General features: G+C 69.3%; 24 protein-coding genes. 12 read left to right on the top strand and 12 right to left on the bottom strand.

All coding sequences use genetic code 11. The features are described from left to right. Positions 1-208: 208 nt before the first annotated feature. Both ACFU7D_RS04535 and ACFU7D_RS04530 read right to left on the bottom strand, forming a co-directional pair. The gene (locus ACFU7D_RS04535) at positions 209-757 is read right to left on the bottom strand and encodes a cysteine dioxygenase (protein ID WP_378727369.1); all 549 of its coding nucleotides are present in this window, start codon (positions 755-757) and stop codon (positions 209-211) included. After that, the gene (locus ACFU7D_RS04530; protein WP_378863885.1) at positions 754-1,677 is read right to left on the bottom strand and encodes an amidohydrolase family protein; all 924 of its coding nucleotides are present in this window, start codon (positions 1,675-1,677) and stop codon (positions 754-756) included. Before ACFU7D_RS04530 ends, ACFU7D_RS04535 begins: the two co-directional genes overlap by 4 nt. Positions 1,678-1,740: 63 nt before the next feature. Between ACFU7D_RS04530 and ACFU7D_RS04525 the strand changes: the two genes are divergently transcribed. Continuing rightward, positions 1,741-2,757 (top strand): NADP-dependent oxidoreductase, encoded by a 1,017-nt coding sequence (locus ACFU7D_RS04525; RefSeq protein ID WP_378863882.1) that lies wholly within the window; start codon positions 1,741-1,743, stop codon positions 2,755-2,757. 6 nt (positions 2,758-2,763) lie between these two features. On the opposite strand, the gene ACFU7D_RS04520 is transcribed toward ACFU7D_RS04525, so the two are convergent. Then, entirely contained in the window at positions 2,764-4,143 is a 1,380-nt protein-coding gene (locus ACFU7D_RS04520) for a lytic transglycosylase domain-containing protein (RefSeq protein ID WP_378727372.1), read from the bottom strand. A gap of 193 nt (positions 4,144-4,336) precedes the next feature. On the opposite strand from ACFU7D_RS04520, the gene ACFU7D_RS04515 reads away from it, so the two are divergent. Genes ACFU7D_RS04515 through ACFU7D_RS04495 form a run of 5 tightly spaced genes read left to right on the top strand, consistent with a single transcriptional unit; the run spans position 4,337 to position 8,048 of the window. Beyond that, on the top strand, positions 4,337-5,107 hold the full coding sequence (locus ACFU7D_RS04515; protein ID WP_378863879.1) for a hypothetical protein: 771 nt from the start codon (positions 4,337-4,339) through the stop codon (positions 5,105-5,107). Then, positions 5,104-5,820: an SDR family NAD(P)-dependent oxidoreductase gene (locus ACFU7D_RS04510; protein ID WP_378863876.1), complete on the top strand. Its 717-nt coding sequence runs from the start codon at positions 5,104-5,106 to the stop codon at positions 5,818-5,820. Before ACFU7D_RS04515 ends, ACFU7D_RS04510 begins: the two co-directional genes overlap by 4 nt. Before the next feature lie 45 nt (positions 5,821-5,865). Next, on the top strand, positions 5,866-6,246 hold the full coding sequence (locus ACFU7D_RS04505; protein WP_378863872.1) for a DoxX family protein: 381 nt from the start codon (positions 5,866-5,868) through the stop codon (positions 6,244-6,246). Between the two features lie 48 nt (positions 6,247-6,294). Then, positions 6,295-7,065 (top strand): glycerophosphodiester phosphodiesterase, encoded by a 771-nt coding sequence (locus tag ACFU7D_RS04500; protein ID WP_378727376.1) that lies wholly within the window; start codon positions 6,295-6,297, stop codon positions 7,063-7,065. 44 nt (positions 7,066-7,109) lie between these two features. Continuing rightward, positions 7,110-8,048 (top strand): DUF5926 family protein, encoded by a 939-nt coding sequence (locus ACFU7D_RS04495; RefSeq protein WP_378863869.1) that lies wholly within the window; start codon positions 7,110-7,112, stop codon positions 8,046-8,048. A gap of 98 nt (positions 8,049-8,146) precedes the next feature. Here the strand turns inward: ACFU7D_RS04495 and ACFU7D_RS04490 are convergent, their stop codons facing one another. The 8 genes from ACFU7D_RS04490 to ACFU7D_RS04455 all read right to left on the bottom strand — a co-directional run bounded on the left by ACFU7D_RS04490 (position 8,147) and on the right by ACFU7D_RS04455 (position 15,294). After that, entirely contained in the window at positions 8,147-9,019 is an 873-nt protein-coding gene (locus tag ACFU7D_RS04490) for a GyrI-like domain-containing protein (RefSeq protein ID WP_378863866.1), read from the bottom strand. 97 nt (positions 9,020-9,116) lie between these two features. After that, entirely contained in the window at positions 9,117-10,004 is an 888-nt protein-coding gene (locus ACFU7D_RS04485) for an adenylate/guanylate cyclase domain-containing protein (RefSeq protein WP_378863863.1), read from the bottom strand. A gap of 131 nt (positions 10,005-10,135) precedes the next feature. Next, complete coding sequence (locus ACFU7D_RS04480) at positions 10,136-10,507, bottom strand: cyclic nucleotide-binding domain-containing protein (RefSeq protein WP_141802178.1); 372 nt, start codon at positions 10,505-10,507, stop codon at positions 10,136-10,138. 104 nt (positions 10,508-10,611) lie between these two features. After that, positions 10,612-11,814, bottom strand: coding sequence for an arginine deiminase (locus ACFU7D_RS04475; protein ID WP_378863860.1), 1,203 nt, complete (start codon positions 11,812-11,814; stop codon positions 10,612-10,614). Positions 11,815-11,839: 25 nt separating this feature from the next. Then, positions 11,840-12,442, bottom strand: coding sequence for a TMEM165/GDT1 family protein (locus tag ACFU7D_RS04470; protein ID WP_378727381.1), 603 nt, complete (start codon positions 12,440-12,442; stop codon positions 11,840-11,842). A gap of 111 nt (positions 12,443-12,553) precedes the next feature. After that, complete coding sequence (larC, locus tag ACFU7D_RS04465; RefSeq protein WP_378863858.1) at positions 12,554-13,777, bottom strand: nickel pincer cofactor biosynthesis protein LarC; 1,224 nt, start codon at positions 13,775-13,777, stop codon at positions 12,554-12,556. Next, entirely contained in the window at positions 13,774-14,451 is a 678-nt protein-coding gene (gene larB, locus ACFU7D_RS04460) for a nickel pincer cofactor biosynthesis protein LarB (protein WP_378863855.1), read from the bottom strand. Before larB ends, larC begins: the two co-directional genes overlap by 4 nt. Before the next feature lie 3 nt (positions 14,452-14,454). After that, positions 14,455-15,294, bottom strand: coding sequence for a prephenate dehydratase (locus ACFU7D_RS04455; RefSeq protein ID WP_378727385.1), 840 nt, complete (start codon positions 15,292-15,294; stop codon positions 14,455-14,457). Between the two features lie 24 nt (positions 15,295-15,318). On the opposite strand from ACFU7D_RS04455, the gene ACFU7D_RS04450 reads away from it, so the two are divergent. Beyond that, positions 15,319-15,729, top strand: coding sequence for a DUF4446 family protein (locus ACFU7D_RS04450; RefSeq protein ID WP_378727386.1), 411 nt, complete (start codon positions 15,319-15,321; stop codon positions 15,727-15,729). Positions 15,730-16,135: 406 nt separating this feature from the next. On the opposite strand, the gene ACFU7D_RS04445 is transcribed toward ACFU7D_RS04450, so the two are convergent. Next, complete coding sequence (locus ACFU7D_RS04445; protein ID WP_378863852.1) at positions 16,136-17,707, bottom strand: YegS/Rv2252/BmrU family lipid kinase; 1,572 nt, start codon at positions 17,705-17,707, stop codon at positions 16,136-16,138. Position 17,708: 1 nt separating this feature from the next. Between ACFU7D_RS04445 and ACFU7D_RS04440 the strand changes: the two genes are divergently transcribed. From ACFU7D_RS04440 to ACFU7D_RS04420, 5 genes are all read left to right on the top strand, one after another. After that, positions 17,709-20,429, top strand: coding sequence for a calcium-binding protein (locus ACFU7D_RS04440; RefSeq protein WP_378863850.1), 2,721 nt, complete (start codon positions 17,709-17,711; stop codon positions 20,427-20,429). A 117-nt stretch (positions 20,430-20,546) separates the two neighbouring features. Then, the gene (locus ACFU7D_RS04435; protein WP_378863847.1) at positions 20,547-21,221 is read left to right on the top strand and encodes a peptidoglycan-binding protein; all 675 of its coding nucleotides are present in this window, start codon (positions 20,547-20,549) and stop codon (positions 21,219-21,221) included. Positions 21,222-21,358: 137 nt separating this feature from the next. Continuing rightward, positions 21,359-21,979: a nucleotidyltransferase domain-containing protein gene (locus ACFU7D_RS04430; RefSeq protein WP_378863844.1), complete on the top strand. Its 621-nt coding sequence runs from the start codon at positions 21,359-21,361 to the stop codon at positions 21,977-21,979. 82 nt (positions 21,980-22,061) lie between these two features. After that, positions 22,062-22,394, top strand: coding sequence for a hypothetical protein (locus ACFU7D_RS04425; protein WP_378863841.1), 333 nt, complete (start codon positions 22,062-22,064; stop codon positions 22,392-22,394). A 61-nt stretch (positions 22,395-22,455) separates the two neighbouring features. Further along, positions 22,456-22,560, top strand: a 105-nt coding sequence (locus tag ACFU7D_RS04420) for a hypothetical protein (protein WP_378863982.1), incomplete at its 3' end; no start/stop codon positions are given.

Raw genomic sequence — 22,560 nt, 5'->3', positions numbered from 1 at the left:
TGTCGTTCTTCACCTGCGGACGCCTGTGCACAAGATCATCAGCCTGCCAGATCGGCGGACGGAACCGAAGATGTTAAACAGAAAAGGAAAGTCGGTCTCGGTGTCCGATCCTCGCTCCTCGGTGCTTGAAATGTGCCACATCTCCCCTGGCCTGTCGGTCAACCGGGACCCGATGCCCGAGGTGTCGCCGCGTCCGCACCGCGGTCGCTCAGTCCTCGATCGGGCGCAGCTCGTCGGCGTAGGAGACCGAGACGCGGCGCATCACGCCGTCGTCGCTGATCGCGTACTGCCCCATCCGCCACAGCGGCGGCGAGTAGGCATGGATCGAGACCGAGCCGTCGACCGCGCCGCTCATCCGGTGGATGTGGTCGGGCCCGAAGCCGAAGCTGCCGCCCGCGCCGACCTCCCGTTGAACGGGTTCGCCGCCGAACCTCGGCTGCAGCTCGAAGACCGATCCGTGGGTGACCGCGACCGCGCCCGAGGAGATGTCGTGGTCGTGCCAGCCGGTGTCGTCGACGGTGTTCCAGCACAGCAGCCACACGTCGATGTCCTTGTCGCGGTGGAGCGAGACGTAGTGGCGACCGCCGGTGTCGTGGCGCGCCAGGTGCTCCCACCGCTCGGGGTGCGCGGCGAGCTCGTCGACCCAGGCGCGCAGCTCGCCGGGAGCGAGCGTACGTCCCGGCAGATCGGGAAGGTCCGCGGCGCTCAGTACCCCGTCGACGGTGGGCCCGGTCACGGTCGGTTCGGTGATGGTCATCGGTGTCCTCCGGTGAGCAGATGGTGCGGGTTGACGACGAAGATCGCCCGGCTCAGGGCCTCGCCGAGGCCGTACTGATCGCCTCGGGCTCCGCTTCGGCCGTGGCCGATCGGCTCGGCGTAGGGCCGGTCCGAACCGTTCACCAGCGGGTCCACACCGACCACGCGGGACATCGCGTCGATCGCCTGGGTGCCGTAGGACGAGGTCTCGTAGTAGACGTGCCGGTCGATCGCACCGAGGTTCCCGCCGCGCTGCGCGAGGCGCTCGTGGTGGAGCGGCGCGAGTCCGGCCAGCCCCACGAACGCGATCCGCAGGGTCGGCAGCAGCGACCGCCCCGCGATGTGCCAGGAGTGCCACGCGGCGCTCTGCTGGGCGACGTACGAGGTCAGGGCGGGCCACCAGCCGGGCACGTCGGTCGGTGTGCCCGGGCCGGCGGGTCCCGGGTGCACGAGGACGGGCAGGTCGGCCTGCTGGACCGTGGTGAGCACCGGCGCGAGGGCCTCGAGCGCGGACGGGGTCGCCAGCGCGGTCGCCGGCACCTGGAGGCCGTGGACGCGGTCGTGCGCCAGGGTCTTCGCGAGGCCGTCGAGGTCCGGTTCGACGAGGGCGGGCGCGGCCCACAGCCCGTAGTCGGCGGGCAGGTCGTCGGCGAAGCCGTGCCAGGCGTCGAGCAGCCGGTGCGCCTCGGCGGGGGCGAGCGACTCGATCCCCAGCGGGCTGGAGAGCGACAGCAGGACGAGCCCGTCCTCCTGCGTCGCGCGACGGGTGAGATCGTGATCTTCCGGGTCGACGGAGTAGGGCGGCTCCCCGTCGAGGTGGAGCACCCAGCCGTCGAGGTACGGAGGCTGCCGCCGGCGGCGCAGCTCCTCGACTAACCCCGGCGGCCACAGGTGCTGGTGGACGTCGACCGTGGGATTCATGGGCTAAGTCAATAGGTTTAGTTGTGATTAAGCAAGCCTGCCACGGTGAGGCACCATGGCGGGATGACCGACACCAACACCCAGATCCTGCTCCGCGCCCGCCCGATCGGTGAACCGACCGCCGAGGACTTCTCGATCGCCACCTCCGAGGTGCCGACACCTGCGGACGGCGAGGTGCTGCTGCGTACGAAGTTCCTCTCGCTCGACCCCTACATGCGCGGGCGGATGAGCGATGCGCCGTCGTACGCCGAGCCGACCGCCCTGGGCGACGTGCTGCCCGGCGCCACGGTCGCGGAGGTGGTGGAGTCGCGCGATCCGTCGCGGCAGGTCGGTGACGTGGTGCTGGCGTACGGAGGCTGGCAGGCGTTCTCCGTCGCGCCGGCCAAGCACACCCGCCGCCTCGATCCGTCCCTCGCGCCGGTCTCCACCGCGCTGGGTGTGCTGGGGATGCCGGGGTTCACGGCGTACGCGGGGCTGACCCAGATCGGGCAGCCGAAGCCCGGCGAGACCGTCGTGGTGGCGGCTGCGACCGGTCCCGTCGGCGCCACGGTCGGACAGATCGCGAAGATCCTCGGCTGCCGCGCCGTCGGCATCGCCGGCGGCCCGGAGAAGGTCGCGCATCTGACCGAGCTCGGCTTCGACGCCGCCCTCGACCACCGGGCGCCCGACTTCAAGGAGCAGCTGAAGGCGGCGGTCCCGGACGGGATCGACGTCTACTTCGAGAACGTCGGCGGGCACGTGTGGAACGCCGTGCTGCCGCGGCTGAACAAGTTCGCCCGGGTGCCGGTCTGCGGGATCGTCGCGCACTACAACGACACCGCCGCTCCCGAGGGGCCCGACCGAGCACCCGGTCTGATGCGGCACGTGCTCAACAAGTCGCTGCTGATCAGGGGTTTCATCCAGACCGAGTTCGTCCGTGACCACGAGGCGACCTTCCTCGCCGAGGCCACCGGCTGGCTCGCCGAGGGCAAGCTGCGCTACCGCGAGGACATCACCGAAGGGCTCGAGAACGCGCCCGCCGCGTTCAACCGGATGCTCCGGGGTCAGAACTTCGGCAAGACGGTGATCCAGGTCAGCTGACCCGGCTCACTCGCCGCCCGAGGACGCCGACGAGGTGTCCTCCGGCGGCGCCGCTCCGGTGTCGTCCTTGGCCGGCGCGGGAAGGTTGGGATACGCCTCGTCGTCGGGGTTGTAGAGGCTCGCCACGAACGTCTCGGCCTCGGCCACGGTGGGAATCGCGGTCTCGTACTGGGCGGTGGTGCAAGCATTCAGCACCGCGTCGTAGGTCGCGCTGTCGCTCTCCGAGGTGACACTCGGGTATACGACCGCGATGGCGTCCTTGCAGCGGCTCTCGACGGTGGCGACAGGCTCCGGCTCCTCCGTGGTCGGCGGATCCGTGGGCGTCGGAGTCGGGGTGGGCGTCGGGGTCGGCGTCGGCGACTCGGTCTCGCCACCCGACGAGTTGTCGTCGGGGTCGGAGCCGCCCGTGTTGTTGCCGGTGGGGGACGGCGACTTGCTCGGCGCCGGACTCTCGACGGGATCCTTGACCGGAGTCTTGACCGGCGCGGCCTTGGTCTCCGACTTGGTCGTCGGCTTGACGGTGTTCGAGGTGACCGGGAGCGGGGAGGCAGTGGGCCGCATCGACGAGGTGGACCCGTCCACGCTCGGCGAGCCGGGGAACTCGCCACTGCGGTACTGCCCCGCGATCTTCAGCACCGCCTCGACGTACGTATCGCTCTGGTTGTAGCGGTAGACCGCGGACTGGGCGCCGGAGTCGGTGCTGACGTCCTCGGTGCCGGCGCAGAGGTAGGCCGCGGTGGCAACGGCGGAGTCGTCGATGTCCTGGGGATCGCGGCGGTTGTCGCCGTCACCGTCGGTGCCGACGATGGTCCAGGTGGAGGGGATGAACTGCATCGGGCCGACCGCGTGGTCGTAGACCGTGTCGTGGTCGTAGAGGCCGTTGTCGGTGTCGCGGATCGCCGCGAAGTTGCCGGCGCCGTTGAGCTGCGGGCCGATGATCGCGGGGAGGGCGAGGCCGTTGGAGTTGAGCTCGCTGCCGCCGAAGCGGCCGTGGTTGCTCTCGACCATGCCGATCGCGGCGACCAGCGCCCAGTCGATGCGGCAGGAGGCGTCGGCGTCGTTGAGCACGGTCGCCGAGCGCTGGTACGCAGCCAGGGCGACCGGCGGGATCGACAGCTCCTCGGCGTTGGAGGCCAGCCTCACGGCATCGGTCGGGGTCAGGTTCTTCACGCCACCCAGGCCGCCGGCGATGCCGAGGGGGTCCTGAAGAGCGCCCGGATCGGGCAGCTCAGGCTGCTGATGACCGGTGTCGAGGTTCCCCTCGGTCGGGGCCGCGACCGCGAAGGCAGCGGTCAGCGCGACGGCGGCAACGGCCCGAGGCCCGATGCTGGTCAGCGCCGCTGTACTGATGCTTCTGGCCCAGAATTTTCGGGGTTCTTTGGTCATGCCGGTCTCACCTCTTCCACGCGTGGGGTACGTGTCCGTCCCCTGAGCCTACCTAGGTATCCCATTTCTGCGCCGTGCAATTAAAAATCCCCCCACCTTGGTGATGAACGGCCACGGTCGAGCCACCTGACGTTGGGCTGGTGTTCCTCGATACGCCGCCTGGTCTCACCTTGCGCCTGTCACCGTGGACGACATGACTGAACGGACTCGTCTGTGGATGGTTCCGCTGGTCGCGGCCGCGGGGTGGGGTGTCGGTTTCCTGCCCCAGCTCGTCCAGCCGCAGCCGCTGCTGCTCGCCCCGATGGTCGCCGAGCTGGTCTCGTTCGCGCTGCTCGCCGCCGCGCTCGGTGGGCTCGCCGCCGGGCTGCGTCCGGACCGGCGGCTGCTCAGTGCCCTGCTCGCCGGCACCGGTGTCGTGGCCGCGGCCCTCCTGGGGCTGACCTTCGCTGCCGGACCGGTGGCGACCGACCCGTCGATGCTGACCCATCTGATCGTCATCGCCGCGATCACGACGGCCGCGGGTCTCGCCGCCGGGATCGCGGCGAGCCTCGGGCCGTGCGTGCTGCGGGCGCCGATGCTGGCCGCGCCGGCCGTCTGCGTACCTCTCTGGCTCGACGGGATGCTCCCCGGCGAGCTGCCGTCGTCGGTGATCGACGCGCTGCTGGCGGCCGCGCTGGTGACCGTGCTCGTGACCTCCGTACGCCGCGCCGTCGATCTCGTCGCCTGGGTGCCCGCCTGGATCCTGGGCTGGGCGATGCAGACGCTGCTGACCGTGCTGGTCGCCATCGGCGTACTCATCCAGGAGGGCCGATCGGTCGACGCCGGGCTGCTCTCCTCGCACCTGGTCTACTTCCACGAGCGCTGGAACGAACCTGCGGTGCACTACCCCGCCGGCTGGGCGCTCGCCGGAGTGCTGGCACTGGCGTTGGTGGCGTGGAGGCTGCGTGACACCCTTCGGGTGTGAAACGGACTCTCATCACCGGAGGCACCCGCGGGATCGGTGCTGCTGTCGCTCGTCTGCTGGCTGCTGAGGGCCACTCCCTCGTGCTCGGTTACCTCTCCGACGAGGCTGCTGCCATGGCGACGCGGGACGAGGTCCGGGCGCAGGGCGTCTCCTGCGAGATCGTGAGCGCGGACATCACCACCGACGCCGGGATCGCCGCGCTCTTCGAGACCGCCGGCCCGCTCACGGGCGTGGTCAACAACGCCGGCGCGACCTACCGTTACGCACCCCTCGTCGACACTCCCGCGGACGAGATCCGCAGGACGTACGCCGTCAACCTGGTCGGTCCCACGCTGGTCGCCCGGGCAGCGGTGTCGGCGCTCGCCGAGGGTGGCGTGATCGTCAACATCTCCTCGGGTGCCGCCACGCTCGGATCACCGGGGGAGTACGTCCACTACGCCGCCGCGAAGGCCGGGATCGACGCGCTCACCAAGGGCCTCGGGCTTGAGGTCGCCGCGCTCGGCATCCGGGTCGTCGCGGTCGCTCCCGGGCTCATTGAGACCGACATGCACGCCAACACCGGCGACCCCGACCGGATCGCGCGGATGGCGCCCCAGATCCCGATCGGCCGCGCGGGCTCACCCGACGAGGTCGCCGAGGCGGTCGCCTGGCTGATGAGCGACAAGGCCTCGTACGTCACCGCGACGACACTGCGGGTGACCGGCGGGCGGTGATGTCAGTGATGTCACGGGACGGCGGCGTACCTCGTCCTGGTTGGCATGAACATCATCTTGTGGATCGTGACGATCTTTCTCGCCGCCGGTTTCCTGGCCGGTGGACTGGCGATGCTGCTGCTGTCGAAGGAGCGGTTCCGCAACACGTTCGACGGGTGGCGCTACGCCGATGACTTCCCCGACGGCTTCCTCAAGGTCATCGGCGTGATGAAACTGCTGGCCGCCGCCGGGCTGATCCTGCCCGCCGTGACCGGGGTCGCGACGTGGCTGGTGCCGCTCGCCGCTCTCGGACTGGTGCTGCTGATGACCGGCGCGACGACCACCCGCATCATCCGCAGGGAGTGGGGTGCCGCCGTCGGTGACCTCGTCTTCTGGTCGCTGGCGGCCTTCGTCGCGTTCGGTCGGCTCGAGGTCGTGCCGCTCTGATCGCTCGTGTCGCGAGACGAGCGGACCTCGATGTCGCACAATCTCCTCATGAGGCCCCAGGTGGTCGCGCATCGCGGCGCCAGTCATGAGATCGCAGAGCACACCCTGGCTGCGTACGTCGCAGCTCTTGATGCGGGTGCGGACGCCTTGGAGTGCGACGTACGTCTGACCATGGACGGTCATCTCGTCTGCGTGCACGACCGGCATCTGCGCCGGATCGGCGCGCGTGGGCTGGTCTCGGAGATGACCCTCGCCGAGCTGCAGGCGATCGACTTCGCGGCCTGGAAGAACGGGTTCTGGGACGGCGAGGACGAGCCGCCGGACCGGGACATGCGAGGGGTGCTCACGCTGCACCGGCTGCTGCGGGTTGTACGGGACTACGGCCGGCACGTCGAGATGGCGATCGAGACCAAGCACCCCACGCGCTACGGCGGGCTGACCGAGGGCCGCCTGGTCGACGTGCTCAACGACTTCGGCTGGGCGGGCCCGGGCAGCCCGGTGCGGGTGATGAGCTTCTCCTTCACGGCACTGCAGCGGGTGGAGCGGCTGGCACCGGGCGTACCTCTGGTCCAGCTCATCGACCGCGCCGCCAACTGGTCGCTGCTGCGGCACGCGATCGGCCCGGACTGGTGGCTCGGCGCGGGCATCGAGATGCTCACCGCTCACCCGAAGCTCGGGCGGCGGTTGGCGTCGAAGGGCCGCAACCTCCACGTCTACACCGTCAACACCGAGGAGCAGCTCAAGCTCTGCCTCGACCTCGGGGTCAAGGCGGTCATCACCGACCGGCCAGGGTTCATGCTGGAGCTGCTCGGCCGCTAAGGCGTGTTACATGGTGAACGGGCCCGGCAGGTTAGGGTTTGGCCGTGGCCAAGAAGTCCCGAGTCAAGAACCGTCAGGCGGCTGCGGCCCCGACGGACGGTCCCAACCCGCGTGCGGCCTGCCCGTGCGGGTCCGGCAAGCGCTACAAGGCGTGCCACGGTGCCGCCGGCGGCGCTTTCGTGGGGCGCCCGTTCGAGGGCCTGCCCGGCGAGTGCGACCTGGTCGCGCTGCGCGAGCTGGTGCCTTCGGCGACGGTGTCGCTGACCGTGAAGGGCTTCGAGTCGACCGCCGTCACGCTGGGCACCCTGCTGCCCGGCGCCGCGCCGGCGATGTCGCGCGACTCGGGCGAGGTCTGGGCCGGGCTGCAGGTGCAGCACAACTACGGTGACGTGTCGCGCGACATCGCCGCGGCACTGCTCCAGGCGCTGGAGGCACGTGCCGCCGGCGAGTCGGGCATCTTCGGCCTGACCGCGGCGCCGGGCGAGGGCCCGCGTCTGCAGGACCTGGTGACCGACTCGTCGCTGGACGTCAACGTCCACGAGGGCTTCGACTGGTGGCTCGCCGACGTCGAGGACAAGGGCGACTTCGAGCACGCGCTCGAGCACGCCAACGAGTCGGTGCTGCCGACGGCGCGACTGACCTCGGTCGAGGCTGCGTACTGGACCTCGGTGGGCTCCAAGGAGCACCTGCGCTGGGTGATGCCCGAGCCCGAGGACGCCCTGCTGACCGCGCTCGCGCGGCTGCACGTCACCGGCGACGACGTGATCGTCCCCGACGCCCGTTTCGTCGGCATGTTCCGTGCCCACGGTCTGCTCGCCCCTGTCTGGGACCTGCCGGTCGGCACCGGCGCCGAGGCGCTCGAGGAGCCTGCGGTGGCGTTCAAGAAGCTGCTCGACGAGGCCCTCGCCGACGACTCCGAGATCACCCCGGAGGTCCGCTCGGCTCGCGCCGGGCTCGCGAACCGTCAGGTCACCATCCGCTGACGGTGTGGATGCTGACCGAGGTACCTCGGTCAGCACTCACCTACTTCGCGGAGTTCCCCGAGGGAAGCGACCGTTCACCGAGTTACCTCGGTGAACATTCACCGCTCGACCGGCAACCACAGCTCGCACGACGCGTACGTCTCGGTGAGCTCGAGGTAGCGCAGGACGGACGGGCCGGGGCGGAGCCGCCACGGGTTCGACGGGAACCAGTCGGTCGCGGTGGCGGCCCAGAGCTGCTGCAATGCCTCGGGGTGCGGGCCGCTGGAGGCGAAGACCGCCCAGGAGCCGGCCGGCACGGTGATGGCGTCCAGCCCCTCCGGCACCGACGCCGACGGCGTGACCGCGACCCCGTGCAGATAGGTGATCATCGACCCCTCCGGCGCATCGGGCGACGGGGACTCGGTGACGGCGAGGATGCCGCGCGGATCGGTGTCGTTGAGCTCCTTGAGCCGAACGTGCTCCGAGGGCTCGAGAGAGGCGATGTGTGCCTGGATGTGCGGGTTCACGCCCTCGTAGATCAGCGGGACCTTGGCGGCGTGGCCGACCAGCCGCAGCTCGGGCATGTCGTTGATGGTGACGTCCATCGGGGTGCTCCCTTCGACGCTCAGGCGGAACCTGAGCGTGGGTTGTGTGCGTAGCGGACCACCGGATCGGCGTACGTCGGCGGGCGCCGAACCGTGCACAGCACGGAACGCGCGCCCGAACGCCTCGGTCGAGCCGTAGCCGTAGCGCACCGCGACCTCCAGGAGGTCAGGGGCACCGCCCACCAGGTCGGCCGCTGCCAGGGTCATCCGGCGGCGGCGTACGTATTCGGAGAGGGGCATCCCGGCCAGGGCCGAGAACATCCGGCGCAGGTGATACTCGGTGGTGCCGTGGTCGCGGGCGACCCGGGCCACGTCCACCTCGCCGGTGAGCCCGTCGCCGAGCTCTGCCTCGACCAGGTCGACCAGGGTGTTGAGCGTTCCGATCATGTGGTCCTCCTTTCGCGATCAAGCCTGGCTCGGGAGCACCCCGCCGGGCCCGACCTTTCTGGTCAGATTCAGTCTGGCCAGGTTCGATCGGCCCGGTTCAGTCGGACCGCGAACGCAGCCGGAACGCCTGCAGGCGGGAGTAGCCCTTCACGCTCGTACGCCGCATCTTCTCGACCTGGAAGCCGTCGACGTCCTCGAGCGCGGCGGCGGCGTTCTCGTCGATGACCACCGAGGAGGGCCGGGCGAGGGTCGTCAGGCGGGCGGCGATGTTGACCGTCGGGCCGAAGACGTCACCGAGCCGGAGCACCACGTCGCCGTAGGAGATTCCGGCTCTGACGTGCGGAAACGCGCTCTCCTTGTCTTCCCCGAGGGTGGCCAGCTCGAGCGCCGTCCGGGCTGCGGCCTCGACGTCCTCGAAGGTGAAGAACACCCCGTCGCCGAGGTATTTGATCACCCGTCCGCCGTGCTCGACGACGACGTCGGAGCAGGTGTCCTCGAACTCCTCGACCCAGTCGACCAGCTCCTTGTCGCTGAGCCGCTTGGAGCGGGCGGTGTAGCCGACGATGTCGAGGAAGCCGACCGCCAGCGGCACCGCGGAGGCGTCCGCGACGGTGAGCATCCGCCGGGCGGCGCTGACCAGATGGCGGCGCCAGACATAGCCCTGCAGCGATTCGACGAGCGGCAGCACCTGCGCGCTCAGCGCGACCAGGTCCTCGACCTCGTCGCCGCCTCGCTCCCGGGCGACCTCGGCCAGCAGCGATGTCTGCCACTCGGCCAGGCGCGCGTAGGACCGTCCCCAGGTCCGCACGAGCGCGGCCTGCCGGTCCTCGCTGAGCACCCCGAGGCGTACGAGCTCCTGCGTCATCCGCAGGGCCTCGACATCCGCCTCGGTGAAGGCGATCTCGTCCTCGCCCGCATGCGGGAAGCCGAGGTGGTGCCAGAGGTCCTCGGTGACGTCCATCGGTACGCCGGCGGCATCCGCCACCTCGACGCGGGTCAGCGTGGGCGTCTGGCCGAGGACGAAGGACTCGACGACGGAGAGCGCCTCGGCCAGCTCGATGTCGGCCTCACGGCTACGGCCCTGGCCGAGGCCCTCGTCAGTCTGATCGTCGAGCGTCAGGAGCCGAACCTCTCCTTGGCGACCTTGTCCAGCGCCCGTGCGAACGACGGCATCTCGACGGACAGCTGCTGCAGCTTGTCGGCGCTGAGGTGGATCAGGTCGAGCGGGGTGAGGGCGACGATGGAGGCCGTACGCAGCGACCCGCGCAGGATCGCCGCCTCGCCGATGATGTCGCCGGGACCGCACTGCGCGATCTCCTCCTTGTCCCGGCGGACCGAGACGGTGCCGTCGAGGATGATGTAGGCCTTGTCCGGCGGGGTGTCCTCCCAGATCGGCGACCAGCCCTCGGGCAGGTGCACGCGGGTGCCGGTGGCGCTGATGTGCGCGATCTCCTTGGGCGTGAACATGGAGAAGAACGACTCGGTCACGAGGGTTTCCTTCGGGGTCGGCTGTGGGGTGGCTGTCGTGATGTGACGACAGTTACAGAGTTCAACGATGTTCGTCTACAGGGGTTACCCGCGGGTTCGGTTGCCTATGCGGGCAGCGGGTCACGGGCGATCGGGCAGCTCATGCAACGCGGGCCGCCGCGGCCGGAGCCCAGCTCGGAGCCGGCGATCGCGATGACCTCGATCCCGGCGGCCTTCAGGGCCTCGTTGGTCTGCGTGTTGCGCTCGTAGCCCACGACCACGCCCGGCGCCAGTGCCAGGGTGTTGTTGCCGTCGTCCCACTGCTCGCGCTCGGCGGCGACCGGGTCGAGGCCGGTGTCGACGTGGTGGAGCTTGTCGATGCCCATCGCCTCGGCGGCGACCTCGAGGAACGGGCGCGGGGCCGCGATGTTCAGCCGACCGCCATCGGCGCCGGGGGTCACTGCGTAGGCCACCAGCGAGTCGACCGCGTTCGGGTAGATCACCATCTTGTCGGTGTTCACCAGCGTGGCGATCGTGTCCAGGTGCATCGTCGCGCGCTCCTGTGCGATCGGCACCGCGAGCACGGTGTGGGCGAGCTCCTCGGCGAAGACCTGACGGGCGAGCCGCTCGGCCCCCGCGGGGGTGGTGCGCTCCCCGACCCCGACCGCGACCACACCGGGAGCCAGGAGGAGTACGTCCCCGCCCTCGACATGCTCCAGGTGGGCGCCGTGCAGCCGCGGGCTGTCCCGGAAGCGCGGGTGGAACTGGTAGATCAGCTCGGTCAGCGCGGTCTCACGCTTGCGAGCAGGCATCGCCAGGCTCGTGACGGTTGCGCGGTCCCGGATCCACACCGACGAGTCACGGGTGAAGAGCAGGTTGGGAAGCGGGTCGATCAGGAAGTCGTCGTGGGCCAGCAGGCTGGTGACCAGACCGTGGCCGCCGCGCACCTCGTCGTTGCGGACGCCCGCGGTCAGGTGGTCGGTCAGCTCGGCCGGTCCGGCGTCGGCGAGGGCACCGCTCAGGTAGTCCCGCAGGGTGTCGCCGAGGGTGAGCGAGCCCAGCACGTTCTCGAGCGCCAGCTTCCGCGCCTCGGGCACCTCGAGGGTCTCGGTGAGCAGGTCGGTCAGATAGAGCACCTCGACGTCGCGATCCCGCAGCGCGGCCGCGAAGGCGTCGTGCTCGTCCTGGGCCCGCTTGACCCACGGAATGCCGTCGAAGAGCAGCTTGTCGTTGTTGCGCGGCGTCAGCCGGGTCAGCTCCCGGCCGGGCCGGTGGAGCATGACCGTACGCAGTCGTCCGACCTCGCTGTCGGCGCCAAGTTCTACCATGCCGGGCAGCCTAGGCGACCTCCGCTCAGGCGAACACCTCGACCAGGGTCAGGATGCCCAGGACGAGGCAGACGACGGCTCCGACGTAGTGCAGGACGTGCAGCTTGATGAACCGGAGCAGCGTACGTCCCAGCAGCACCGCGAGCCCCGACACCGCCAGCAACGCGGCCCAGGAGCCGATGAAGACCGAGACCGGGTCGTGGTAGCGGGCCACGAGCGAGACGCTCAGCAGCTGGGAGAGATCTCCCCACTCGGCCGCGAAGAGGACCATGAAGCTGGCCAGGACCTGGCGGAAGCCGCGTACGTCCTTGGCCTTCTCGGCGAACTCGCTGCCGTCGTCCTCGGTCGCGGTGCCGTGGTGGCGGCGCCCCTCGATGAACAGGAACACCGCGCCGCCGAGGAAGAGCAGAGCGGCGACGATGTGGATCAGGTCGGTCGGGAGGAGGGTGGCCACCCCGCCGATCGCCACCGCGATGAGCGTCTGGACCGCGAACGCCGCGCCCACCCCGAGCCACACGAAGATCGGCCGGTACTTCGTCGACAGCACCAGGGTCGCCAGGAACGTCTTGTCGGGGAGCTCGACGACGAAGATCGCGGCGAAGGCCAGCGCGACGACGGTGATGTCCATCAGGGGTTCCGTTCCATTCCTTTACGTCCGGCCCTCATCCTCGCACCCTGCCGAGACGTCGCTTGCGTTGGCCGAGGTGTCAGGTACGTCGGTCGAGGCGTCGCCGGCTGCCTATTCGCTCGACGGGGGTGACGCTTCGGCCGACCGGGGTGACGCTTCGGCGAGGGCTTTGGCTTCGGCGAGTACGTCGATGGCGGGGCGGTCGAGAGCGGCAGCGGCGCGGGCGACGTCGTCCCACTCGGGCTGCAGGTTGACGACCTCGCCGTCGAGGCGGGCGGCCTTGACCGCGATCGGGTGTCCGCCGACGCTCACGGTCAGCATCTCGCGAGGCAGGGCGCGCTTGACGACCTCGTGCTCGCGTACGCCGATCGTCGAGGTCTCCCGGAAGAACACCCGCCGAACCGCCTCGGCGGCGGCATGCGGGGTCAGCGCGTGGAGCGTGTAGGCCGGTCGGCCCTTCTTCATCAGGATCGGCGTGACCCAGGCGTCGTGGGCGCCTGCGGCGAGGAGCGCGTCGAGCGCCCCGGGGATGAGCCGAGGTTCGAGATCGTCGATGTTCGCCTCGACGACCAGCTCGTCTTCAGGGGCGGGAGATGCCGGCGGCGGCCCAGCAGCCTCTCCGATCAGCAGCCGCAGCGCGTTCGACCAGCCTTCCGGATCTCGCCCGCCGGCTCCGACGCCGATCGCGCTCGTCACCATCGGTGGCTGGTCGCCCCACGACGTCGCGAGGGTGGTGAGCAGCGCGGCGCCGGTCGGCGTACACATCTCCATCTGCGGATGCCCCGGAGGCCCCGCGTAGGAAGGTACGCCGGTGAGCAGCCGCGCCACGGCCGGCGGCGGCACCGAAAGAGTGCCGTGAGCGGCCCGGACCGAGCCCGAGCCGACCGCCACCGGGGAGACCACGACCTCGGTGACGCCCAGGTGCACGAACCCGGCACACACACCGACCACGTCCGCGATCGCGTCCAGCGCCCCGACCTCGTGGAAGTGGACCTCGTCGGGAGAGATCCCGTGGACGGCGCCCTCGGCCTCGGCCAGCCGCTCGAAGACCCGCAGCGCCAGGTCGCGCACGGCGTCGTCCAGAGCGGCGTCGGTCAGCAGCACCCGGACGTCGGTCCAGGTCCGATGGTGGACCGAGTCGGCGATCGAGACATGACACCGCGTCGCAGCCAGGGCACCGCGGGTCACCTGCGAAGCGGCGAGATCCACCGGCTCCGGGGCGACCGCGTCCACCGCCGAGGCGATCTCCGAGATGGGGACACCGGCGCCGACGAGCGCGCCGAGCAGCATGTCCCCCGAGGCCCCGGCGGAGGCGTCGACCCAGACGACGCTCACCGGGCCCGCCGCGCGATCCGGGCCGCCGCGACCCCGGCGCCGTAGCCGTTGTCGATGTTGACCACTGTCACGCCGGGAGCGCACGAGTTGAGCATCGCCAGCAGTGCGGCCAGCCCCCCGAAGGAGGCGCCGTAGCCGACGGACGTCGGCACCCCGATCATCGGCACCCCCACCAGCCCGCCGACCACCGAGGGCAGCGCGCCCTCCATCCCGGCGACGACGATCAGGCAATCGGCGGCCTCGAGCCGGTCGCGTACGGCCAGAAGACGATGGATCCCGGCGACGCCGACATCGGTGATCCGCTCGACTCCGGCCCCGTGGACCCGGGCCGCGAGCGCGGCCTCGGCCGCGACCGGTCCGTCGGAGGTCCCGGCGGCGACGACGCACACCCGGCCGTGCGGGGTCGGCAGCGGCCCGAGCGTGACCGCGCGCGCCTCGGCATCGTGGTCCGCCGTCGGCAGCTCGGCCGCGACCAGGGCGGCCGCCTCGGCGGAGACCCGGGTGGCCAGGACGGCGCGCGAGGGATGCGCCTCATGCAGTCGGCGAAGGATCGCGACGACCTGCTCGGGTGTCTTGCCGTCGGCGTACACGACCTCGGGGTCACCGGTGCGGCGCTCCCGGTCGAGGTCGACGCGGGCGAACCCGAGGTCGGCGGTCGGCTCGTCGTCCGGCATGACTCAGAACCGCGCCGGGTCGGCGGGATAGACCCCCAGCAGCTTCACATCGGTGGTGAAGAAGGCCAGCTCCTCCAGGGCACGCTTCAGCCCCGGCTGGTCGGGGTGGCCGTCGACCTCGGCGAGGAACTGGGTGGCGGTGAACTTCCCGCCCACCATGTAGGACTCCAGCTTGGTCATGTTGACGCCGTTGGTCGCGAAGCCGCCGAGCGCCTTGTAGAGGGCCGCCGGGAGGTTGCGTACGTTGAAGATGAACGAGGTCACCACCGGACCGTTGTCGGCCGGCGCCTGGATGAAGTCGGGCGAGAGCACCACGAACCGGGTCGTGTTGTGGTCGGCGTCCTCGATGTCGGTGGCGAGGACGTCCAGGCCGTAGATCGAGGCGGCCAGCGGCGGCGAGATCGCGGCCATCGTCGGGTCGCCGGCCTCGACCACCTCGCGCGCGGCGCCGGCGGTGTCGCCGGAGACGACCGGGGTGAACCCGTGCTCGCGGATGATGTTGCGGCACTGGCCCAGCGCGTGGACGTGGGAGTGGACCGTACGGATGTCGTCGAGATGGGCGCCCGGAAGGCCGAGCAGGTGGAACCGGATCCGCAGGTAGTGCTCGGCGATGATGTGCAGGTTGGACTCGGGCAGGAAGTGGTGGATGTCGGCCACCCGCCCGGCCAGGGAGTTGTCGATCGGGATCATCGCCAGCGACGCCTCACCTGCCTCGACGGTCGCAAAGACGTCCTCGAACGAGGCGCACGGCACCGACTCCAGCTCGGGGTAGTGCCGCTGGCACACCATGTGTGAGTTGGACCCTGGTTCGCCCTGATAGGCGATGCGTTGTGGCTCGGACACGTCGACAGTCTAGATTCGCCCGATGTGCTCGCTCTTGCCATTCTCACTCTGCTGACAGCAATCGCCGCTCTGGTCCTCGCCGGAGCGGCCTGGCAGAAGACGAAGGACGTACGTCGCCCCGACCCTGCCGCCGTCGAGTCGCTCCCGACCGACGTCGCCGGTCTGCGCGCCGAGGTCGCGGCCCTGCGCGCCGAGTCGGCGATGAACCTGCGCCACCTCGCGGTCGTGCGCTTCGACGCCTTCGGAGACGCCGGCGGCCACCTGAGCTGGTGCCTTGCGCTGCTCGACGACAACGGCGACGGGGTCGTGCTCACCTCGATCCACGGCCGCACCGAGGCGAGGTCGTACGCGAAGAGCATCAGTGGCTGGAAGTCGTCCCAGCTGATGTCGCCGGAGGAGACCGAGGCCGTCCAGCAGGCCAAGCCCAGAAGCTGATCCCGGATCCACGGCGAAAACGACACCGGCACGCTCGGGCGTGGCGGGGGAACCGTTCCGAGCGTGCCGGCTTTCAAACCCGGGCTGCGGGTGGGACGGCCCGGGAGTCGACCACTGGTCGCGGGGGATTTCCGACCAGTGTGTGGGTCTTGCCACGTCGCCGGCCGGAGTCAGGCTTGAGCCCAGCGGGAGACGCCGACTGGGCTGACGCCGAGTCGTGTCAGACACCTTATGAATATTTACTTGTCAACAAGACATCTGTGTCGGCGAGTCGGCTCGGATCGACTCGAGAATCGATGCCAAACGCACCGAAAGCACGCGAGAAACGGGACTTTAGACCCTGATTCTCGGGACGTTCGACCTCATCGCGTGTCGTTTAGATTCGGGACCGAATCGGGACTCGTCCTCAGCGTGGCACGCGGACGAGCAGGCGCCCGGGAAGGCACTGCATACGCAGCTCCCGGCCCTCGGAGATCGTGTCGCCGTCGAGCTGGCGCGGCTGGTCGTGGTTGGTCCGGATCACGACGCTGGCACCGGTCATCCGGTTGATCAGATTGTCGGTGCGCGGCCGCTTGCTCAGCACCCGGGCCGCGAGCGGGAGCCAGGACCAGAACCGCTGCGGATAGAGCAGCACCACGTCGATGAGACCGTCGTCGAGCGCGGCCGCCGGCAGCAGCGGCATGTTCGCCTGGAGGTAGCCGACGTTGCCGACCACGACCGTGCGCGCCCGGTGCCTGGTGAACTCTCCGTCGTCGACGGAGATCTCCAGCCGCATCGCCGGGAACATCAGGCTCTTGAAGGCGGAGAGGACGTACGCCATCCAGCCGATCCGCTTCTTGATGTCCTCGTTGACGCCGCTCATGATCGCGGCGTCGAAGCCCATCCCGGCCATGACCAGGAAGTTGGTGTCGTCGAGGTTGTCCCCCGAGACCTCGACCAGGTCGATCGCCCGGTCCTGCCCGGTGAGCGCGACGTCGATCGCGGCGCGGATGTAGAGCGGGATCGACAGGTTGCGGGCCAGCAGGTTGCCGGTGCCGCCGGGGACGATCCCGACCGCGATGCCGGTGCCGGCCAGGGCGGAGCAGACCTCGCGTACGGTGCCGTCGCCGCCACACACGAGGACCAGGTCGGCGCCCTCCGCCTGGGCCGCTCGCGCCATCCCTCTGCCCGGGTCGTCGACCGTGGTCAGGTGCCAGGTCGGCGTCTTCCAGCCGGAATCCTTGGCCATCGCGGTGACCATCGTCTTGAAGTGCTCCACCGACTCGACCTTGATCGGGTTGAGCACGACCGCGATCCTCCGGTTGCCACGCACCGAGTCGACCAGCGGCCGCCGCCCCAGCGCGTGCGAGGCGGGCAGCGGCGTGTAGACGGCCATGCCGAGGAAGACGGCGCCGGCGGCGAAGAGGATCCCGCCGAGCACGTCGGAGGGGTAGTGGCGACCGAGGAAGACCCGGTCGGCGGCGACGAGCACGACCAGCAGGATGAGACCGGCGTAGGCCAGGCGGCGGATGCCGCGGCGGCGTACGAACATCGTCACGACCACCGCGATCACGCCCGCCAGCACCGCGATCCCGGTCGCATGACCGGACGGGTACGCCGGTGACTCGTGCAGCCACGACGTCAGCTGCCACACGGGCCGGTCCCGGTCGACGAGCAGCACCACCCCGCGGCGTACGACCAGGGTGATCACCACGACGCCGAGCACGTAGACCGCGGCGCGCAGATACTTCCTGAACAGTCCCGCGGCGACCAGGAGGGCGACGCCGACAGCGAGATACCACTCGGTGGCCACCTCGACGATGTGCCCGAAGTCGAGCATCCAGCCGTGCTCCGCCGTCACCGCCGTCGCGTCCCGGCCGAGCTCGTCGATCGTCGAGACCGGCGGCCACCCGTTGATCCCCGCGATCCCGATCAGGGCGCACAGAGCGAACAGCGAGGCCGCCCAGAGCAGCAGGGCACGGCGCGAGAGATCAAGCACGATGAGTCAGTATGCGCGAAACGTGATCCACACAGTGAATGAACAGGCCGCCCAAAGTCGCACGCGGGGCCTGATGGAAAGCGCTATCGTTCGCTCTCCGCGCATGATTCGGGTCGGCGCCGGCACCCCTCGGTCCCTCGTCGTTGTGAGGTCTCTCATGCGCTCTCGCGCCTCCTCGTACGCCCTCATCGGGCTGCTCTCCGTCCCCGCCGTCGCCCTCGGTGTCGGTGGTCTCCTCGCCGGCTCCGCCGCCGCGGCAGAAGGTGAGTGCGGTGGCAAGCCCGTCACCGTCGATCTCTCGGTCGAGGGTCAGGTGCCCACCGAGGGGGACGACGTGATCTTCGTGCCGGACGATCACTCGGTCGATGCGCTCGGCGGTAACGACATCATCTGCGTCGCGGGGTCGGGCATTGCCACGATTGCGGCGAGCGAAGGCGACGATGTCGTGTACCCCGCCTATGGGAACCGGGTCGAGGCGGGAGACGGGAACGACACGATCGTCGGTGAGAGTGGGTCCATCGACGCGGGACCGGGGAATGACGTCATCCGCTCCACGAGGCAACAGTTCGCTGCCAATGGCGGCGCGGGAGACGACGTTCACTACGTGGAGTCTGGTGCGGGCTGGTTTGAGGGCGGCGACGGCAACGACACCTTCTGGGGTGGCGCCGGTGATGACATCGCGCGCGGCGGCGCTGGGAATGACGTCATCCACGCCGGCGCCGGTGACGACACCGTTCACAACGAAGCCGGTGACGACCAGATCTACCTGGGAGACGGCGACGACCTTGCATCCTCAAGTAGCAACGGGCTCGGCGCGGACGTCATTCAGGGCGAGAACGGTGCTGACGACATCCATGTCAGGGCGATTGGTGCGGGCGGTGACGTCATCGACGCTGGTTCGTCGGACGACGCCATCGACACCCTCAGCCTCTCCGGCTCCACGAAGGGCATCAAGCTCGACATGGCGTCAGGTGGCACCGACTGGGACGCCACCTTCGCGGGGTTCGAGGCTGTGGAGGCAACAGACTTTGCCGACGTGATCACCGGCACGAGCGGCGACAACACCTTCGATGTCGGCAACGGCGCCAACCGTGTCGTCGCTGGTGACGGCAACGACACGATCGACGGTGGGCGTGACGTCGACCAGATTGATGCAGGCGCGGGTGATGACAGAGTCCGGGGTTGGGGCGGAAATGACGACCTCGTCGGCGGCGCAGGTGCCGACACGATCGAAGCCGGCGCGGACAATGACGCTGTCAGCGGCGGCGACGGCAACGACATCATGAGTGATGGCGGCGGTGACGACGTGCTTCATGGCGATGAAGGCGATGACACGATCACCCCGAACCCGTATGGCGGAGACGACTTCGACGTGTTCTACGGCGATGCCGGCAACGACAACATCACGGGCGGGCGGTTCGGCCACGACACCATTGACGGCGGCGATGGTAACGACACCTTGACCGCTGTCGAAGCAGGCGCCGTCATCAGGGGCGGGATGGGTGACGACACCATTCACCTCGGTGACTCGGAGACCTGGGCTCAGAGTGCGTACGGCCAAGATGGCAACGACACGATTCGAGTCGGACCGTTTGGCGCCGACGTTTCCGGTGGCAACGACAACGACGTCATCTACGGTGGTGCGGGTTCGCTCAACGCAGAGGGTGGAGCCGGCGACGACGAGATCTACGGTGCTGCGGAAAGCAACCGCATCAACGGTGGTTCCGGTAGCGACCACATCGAGGGTGGCGCTGGGCGTGACCACCTGGCCGGCGGCGCGGGCACAGACTCGATCCTCGGCAAGGCAGGCGTGGACGAGATCTACGGCGATGAGGACTACTACAGCCCCACCGTCGGGTCCGCTGACACCATCGACGGCGGGGACGGGAACGACACGGTCAAGGCCGGCCCCGGCAACGACACCGTGAATGCCGGAGAAGGCGCGGACACCGTCGTCGGCGAGGCCGGCAACGACCGAGTTCTCGGCGGAGGCGGCAACGACCGGCTGAAGGGCGACGCAGGCAACGACTCGATCGAGGGTGGCAGCGGCAACGACACGCTGGAAGGCGGGAACAACACCGACTCCATCCGCGGTGACAGCGGTGACGACCTGCTGGCGGGCAACGCCGGCGACGACTCGCTGAACGGCGGTACCGGCATCGACACGGCGTCGTACTTCACTGCCGACAATCCCGTCACCGCGTCTATGTCCCGCGCGACCGGGGGTGGCGGCACCGACACGCTCGCCGGGATGGAGAACCTGACGGGCAGCCCGTACGCCGATCGTCTCGTCGGTGACGGTGGCGCCAACGTACTTCTCGGCGGAGGCGGCAGCGACACGATCTTTCCCGGCCTCGGCAACGACCGCGCGGAGGGCGGCTCGGGCACCGACACCGTCGCGTACTCGAACGTACGAAACGGCGTGAAGGTCGCGCTCAACTCGACCTCGGTGCAGTCGACCGGCGCGGGAGCGGATCGCCTGCTGACCTTCGAGCGGCTGACCGGCACGAACTACGCAGACGTCCTGCGGGGCAACAGCGGAGCCAACAAGCTGGTCGGCCTCGGTGGTTCGGACCGGATCGAGGGCGGTTCGGGCAACGACTCCCTCTACGGGCACTCCGGCAACGACCGGCTCGTCGGCGGCTACGGCCGTGACTACGGCGACGGCGGCACCGGCAGCGACAGCAGCTCCTCCGTCGAGCGGCGGCTAAGCATTCCGTAACCACGGAGGTACGGGAGAGGTACGGGTTCGGGCGTCGCCGCCGGTCTGCGACCATGCGCCTTTACTTAACGAGCATGTGAATCGACCCAGAGGGGACCCGAACAAGTGAAGACATCGATGCGGTTGCGCATTGGCGGCATGGTCGCGGCAGTGGCCGTCGCAACGGGCGGACTGGTGGCGGTGGACGCGGGCACGGCGCCGGCGGAGGCCGCGGTCAGCTGCACGATCAGCAGTCCGAAGACCGTACGTCCCGGCAACACCGGCAGCTGTGTGAAGCTGCTCCAGAGGGTGCTCGGCGGGCTCAAGCCGGACGGTTCGTTCGGGTCGTCGACCACCGCCCGGGTGAAGAACTTCCAGCGTGCGAAGGGACTCTCGGCCGATGGCGTCGTCGGTTCGCGCACGTGGTCGAAGATCAAGGCGGGCATGCCGGCCGCCGGCACGCTCATCACCTCGGGGAGCAACGCCAACTGGTACGCCTGCCTCATCGTCCGCGGTGGCTCCTCGATCCGCTACACGGTGACCAACAAGCGCAGCACGTCGTGGAAGCAGGCCTACATCTACGCGAGCAGCGCGAGTGGCCTGGTCCGAGGCACCATCGCCAGCAAGAAGTCCCGCTCGACGGCCTCGAACCCGTCGGGCTTCCCGAAGACGTACAACACGACGGCTTCGTACGTCACCTACACCAAGGCGAACTTCTTCACGAACGACTCCTACGGTTACAACTTCACCGACGTGAAGGTCTACCGCTCCTGGATCCGTCCGTGCGGCAAGACCAGCCCCGTCTACTGGTGATTCGCGGCTGGGAGCCAGCCACGGTGAGATCTTAGGTAGGCATTGCCGAGGTCGATCCAGGTCCACTGAGACATCCGATTGGGATCACTTGACACAAATATGTGTCAAGTGATCCCAATATGTGTCACACTTGCCGAGTGGACCTGTCAGACCCGACTGCCGCCGTCGTTCCATCGCTCGATGGAAGGGTGCTTGCGGTTCTCGCGGGGACAACCAAGCCACTCACGGGCCGGGAGATTCAACGGCTGGCGGGCCGTGGGAGCCAGCACGGCGTCCAACGGCTGCTCCATCGGATGGACGAACACGGCTTGGTCGATGTCGTTACGGCAGGGTCGGCCAATCTCTACACGCTCAACAGGGAGCATGTCGCAGCCGAAGCTGTGGTCGTGCTGGCGGCGTTGCGGACCAGGCTGTTCCAGCGGATCCGTGAGAACCTCGAGTCTTGGCCCATACGGCCGGCTGCAGCCGCCGTCTTCGGATCCGCTGCCCGAGGTGACGGCACAGCGGAGTCGGATGTCGACGTGTTCGTCGTACGCCCTGACGACATCGATGCCGAGGACGAGAGTTGGTCAGACTCGGTCGACGGACTGGCGCAGGCGATCATGCGTTGGTCCGGCAATCGGGCGAGCATCATTCAAGCCACTCGGGGGGAGATCCAGCAGATGGTGGAACGCGAAGCACCGATCGTCGCGGAGCTGCGACGCGACGCGGTGTCCTTGACGAAGGACCCGGTTCTGCCCGCGAGGCCGGCGGGGTGAGCCCGCGCGGGAGCAGCGTACGGCGACCTGCGGTCACGTCGAGGCCGCCTCGAGACTGGAGCAGGCACGCAAGTTCCTCGAGGTGGCGGAGCTCCTGGAGCCGGTCGACACGCCTGCTGAGGGCAACGTCGCCGGCTCCTTGGCCGTCCTGGCGGGTATCGCAGCGGCTGATGCCGCTTGCTGTGCTGCGCTTGGCCGTCGCTCCAGGGGGCAGGACCACAAGGCCGCGCTCGATCTGGTCCGTCAGATCGAACCCGCCGGGCGGGAGGCGGCCAAGAAGCTCGACCAGTTGCTCGACATCAAGGACGCCGCCCAGTACGGCGTCATCAGCCTTTCGGGGAGTTCGCTCAAAACAGCCCTTCGCTCCGCGTCATACCTCGTCGAGTTCGCGACCGGAGTCGTACGCAGGGGTTGACCTCTGATGACGCTCAGTTACTGAAGTGAGATCTGGTGGTCCGGTCGACTAGCCTTGCCGCATGATCGACCCGCGCATCCTCCGCGAAGACCCCGACCGCGTACGTGCCTCGCAGGAGCGCCGTGGCGCGTCCTCCGACGTGGTGGACCGGGCGCTGTCCGCGGAC

Source organism: Nocardioides sp. NPDC057577 (genome assembly GCF_042801335.1).
Classification (GTDB): Bacteria; Actinomycetota; Actinomycetes; order Propionibacteriales; family Nocardioidaceae; genus Nocardioides.
The sequence above is the reverse complement of the archived record's forward strand: the minus strand, read 5'-3'. Positions and strand labels throughout refer to the sequence as shown.

What these genes read in the sequence shown, in the direction of transcription:
- ACFU7D_RS04535 (WP_378727369.1), bottom strand. Translation starts at nt 757, where the DNA reads ATGACCATCACCGAACCGACCGTGACCGGGCCCACCGTCGACGGGGTA.
- ACFU7D_RS04530 (WP_378863885.1), bottom strand. Translation starts at nt 1,677, where the DNA reads ATGAATCCCACGGTCGACGTCCACCAGCACCTGTGGCCGCCGGGGTTA.
- ACFU7D_RS04525 (WP_378863882.1), top strand. Translation starts at nt 1,741, where the DNA reads ATGACCGACACCAACACCCAGATCCTGCTCCGCGCCCGCCCGATCGGT.
- ACFU7D_RS04520 (WP_378727372.1), bottom strand. Translation starts at nt 4,143, where the DNA reads ATGACCAAAGAACCCCGAAAATTCTGGGCCAGAAGCATCAGTACAGCG.
- ACFU7D_RS04515 (WP_378863879.1), top strand. Translation starts at nt 4,337, where the DNA reads ATGACTGAACGGACTCGTCTGTGGATGGTTCCGCTGGTCGCGGCCGCG.
- ACFU7D_RS04505 (WP_378863872.1), top strand. Translation starts at nt 5,866, where the DNA reads ATGAACATCATCTTGTGGATCGTGACGATCTTTCTCGCCGCCGGTTTC.
- ACFU7D_RS04500 (WP_378727376.1), top strand. Translation starts at nt 6,295, where the DNA reads ATGAGGCCCCAGGTGGTCGCGCATCGCGGCGCCAGTCATGAGATCGCA.
- ACFU7D_RS04490 (WP_378863866.1), bottom strand. Translation starts at nt 9,019, where the DNA reads ATGATCGGAACGCTCAACACCCTGGTCGACCTGGTCGAGGCAGAGCTC.
- ACFU7D_RS04475 (WP_378863860.1), bottom strand. Translation starts at nt 11,814, where the DNA reads ATGGTAGAACTTGGCGCCGACAGCGAGGTCGGACGACTGCGTACGGTC.
- ACFU7D_RS04470 (WP_378727381.1), bottom strand. Translation starts at nt 12,442, where the DNA reads ATGGACATCACCGTCGTCGCGCTGGCCTTCGCCGCGATCTTCGTCGTC.
- larB (WP_378863855.1), bottom strand. Translation starts at nt 14,451, where the DNA reads ATGCCGGACGACGAGCCGACCGCCGACCTCGGGTTCGCCCGCGTCGAC.
- ACFU7D_RS04440 (WP_378863850.1), top strand. Translation starts at nt 17,709, where the DNA reads ATGAGTCAGTATGCGCGAAACGTGATCCACACAGTGAATGAACAGGCC.
- ACFU7D_RS04435 (WP_378863847.1), top strand. Translation starts at nt 20,547, where the DNA reads ATGCGGTTGCGCATTGGCGGCATGGTCGCGGCAGTGGCCGTCGCAACG.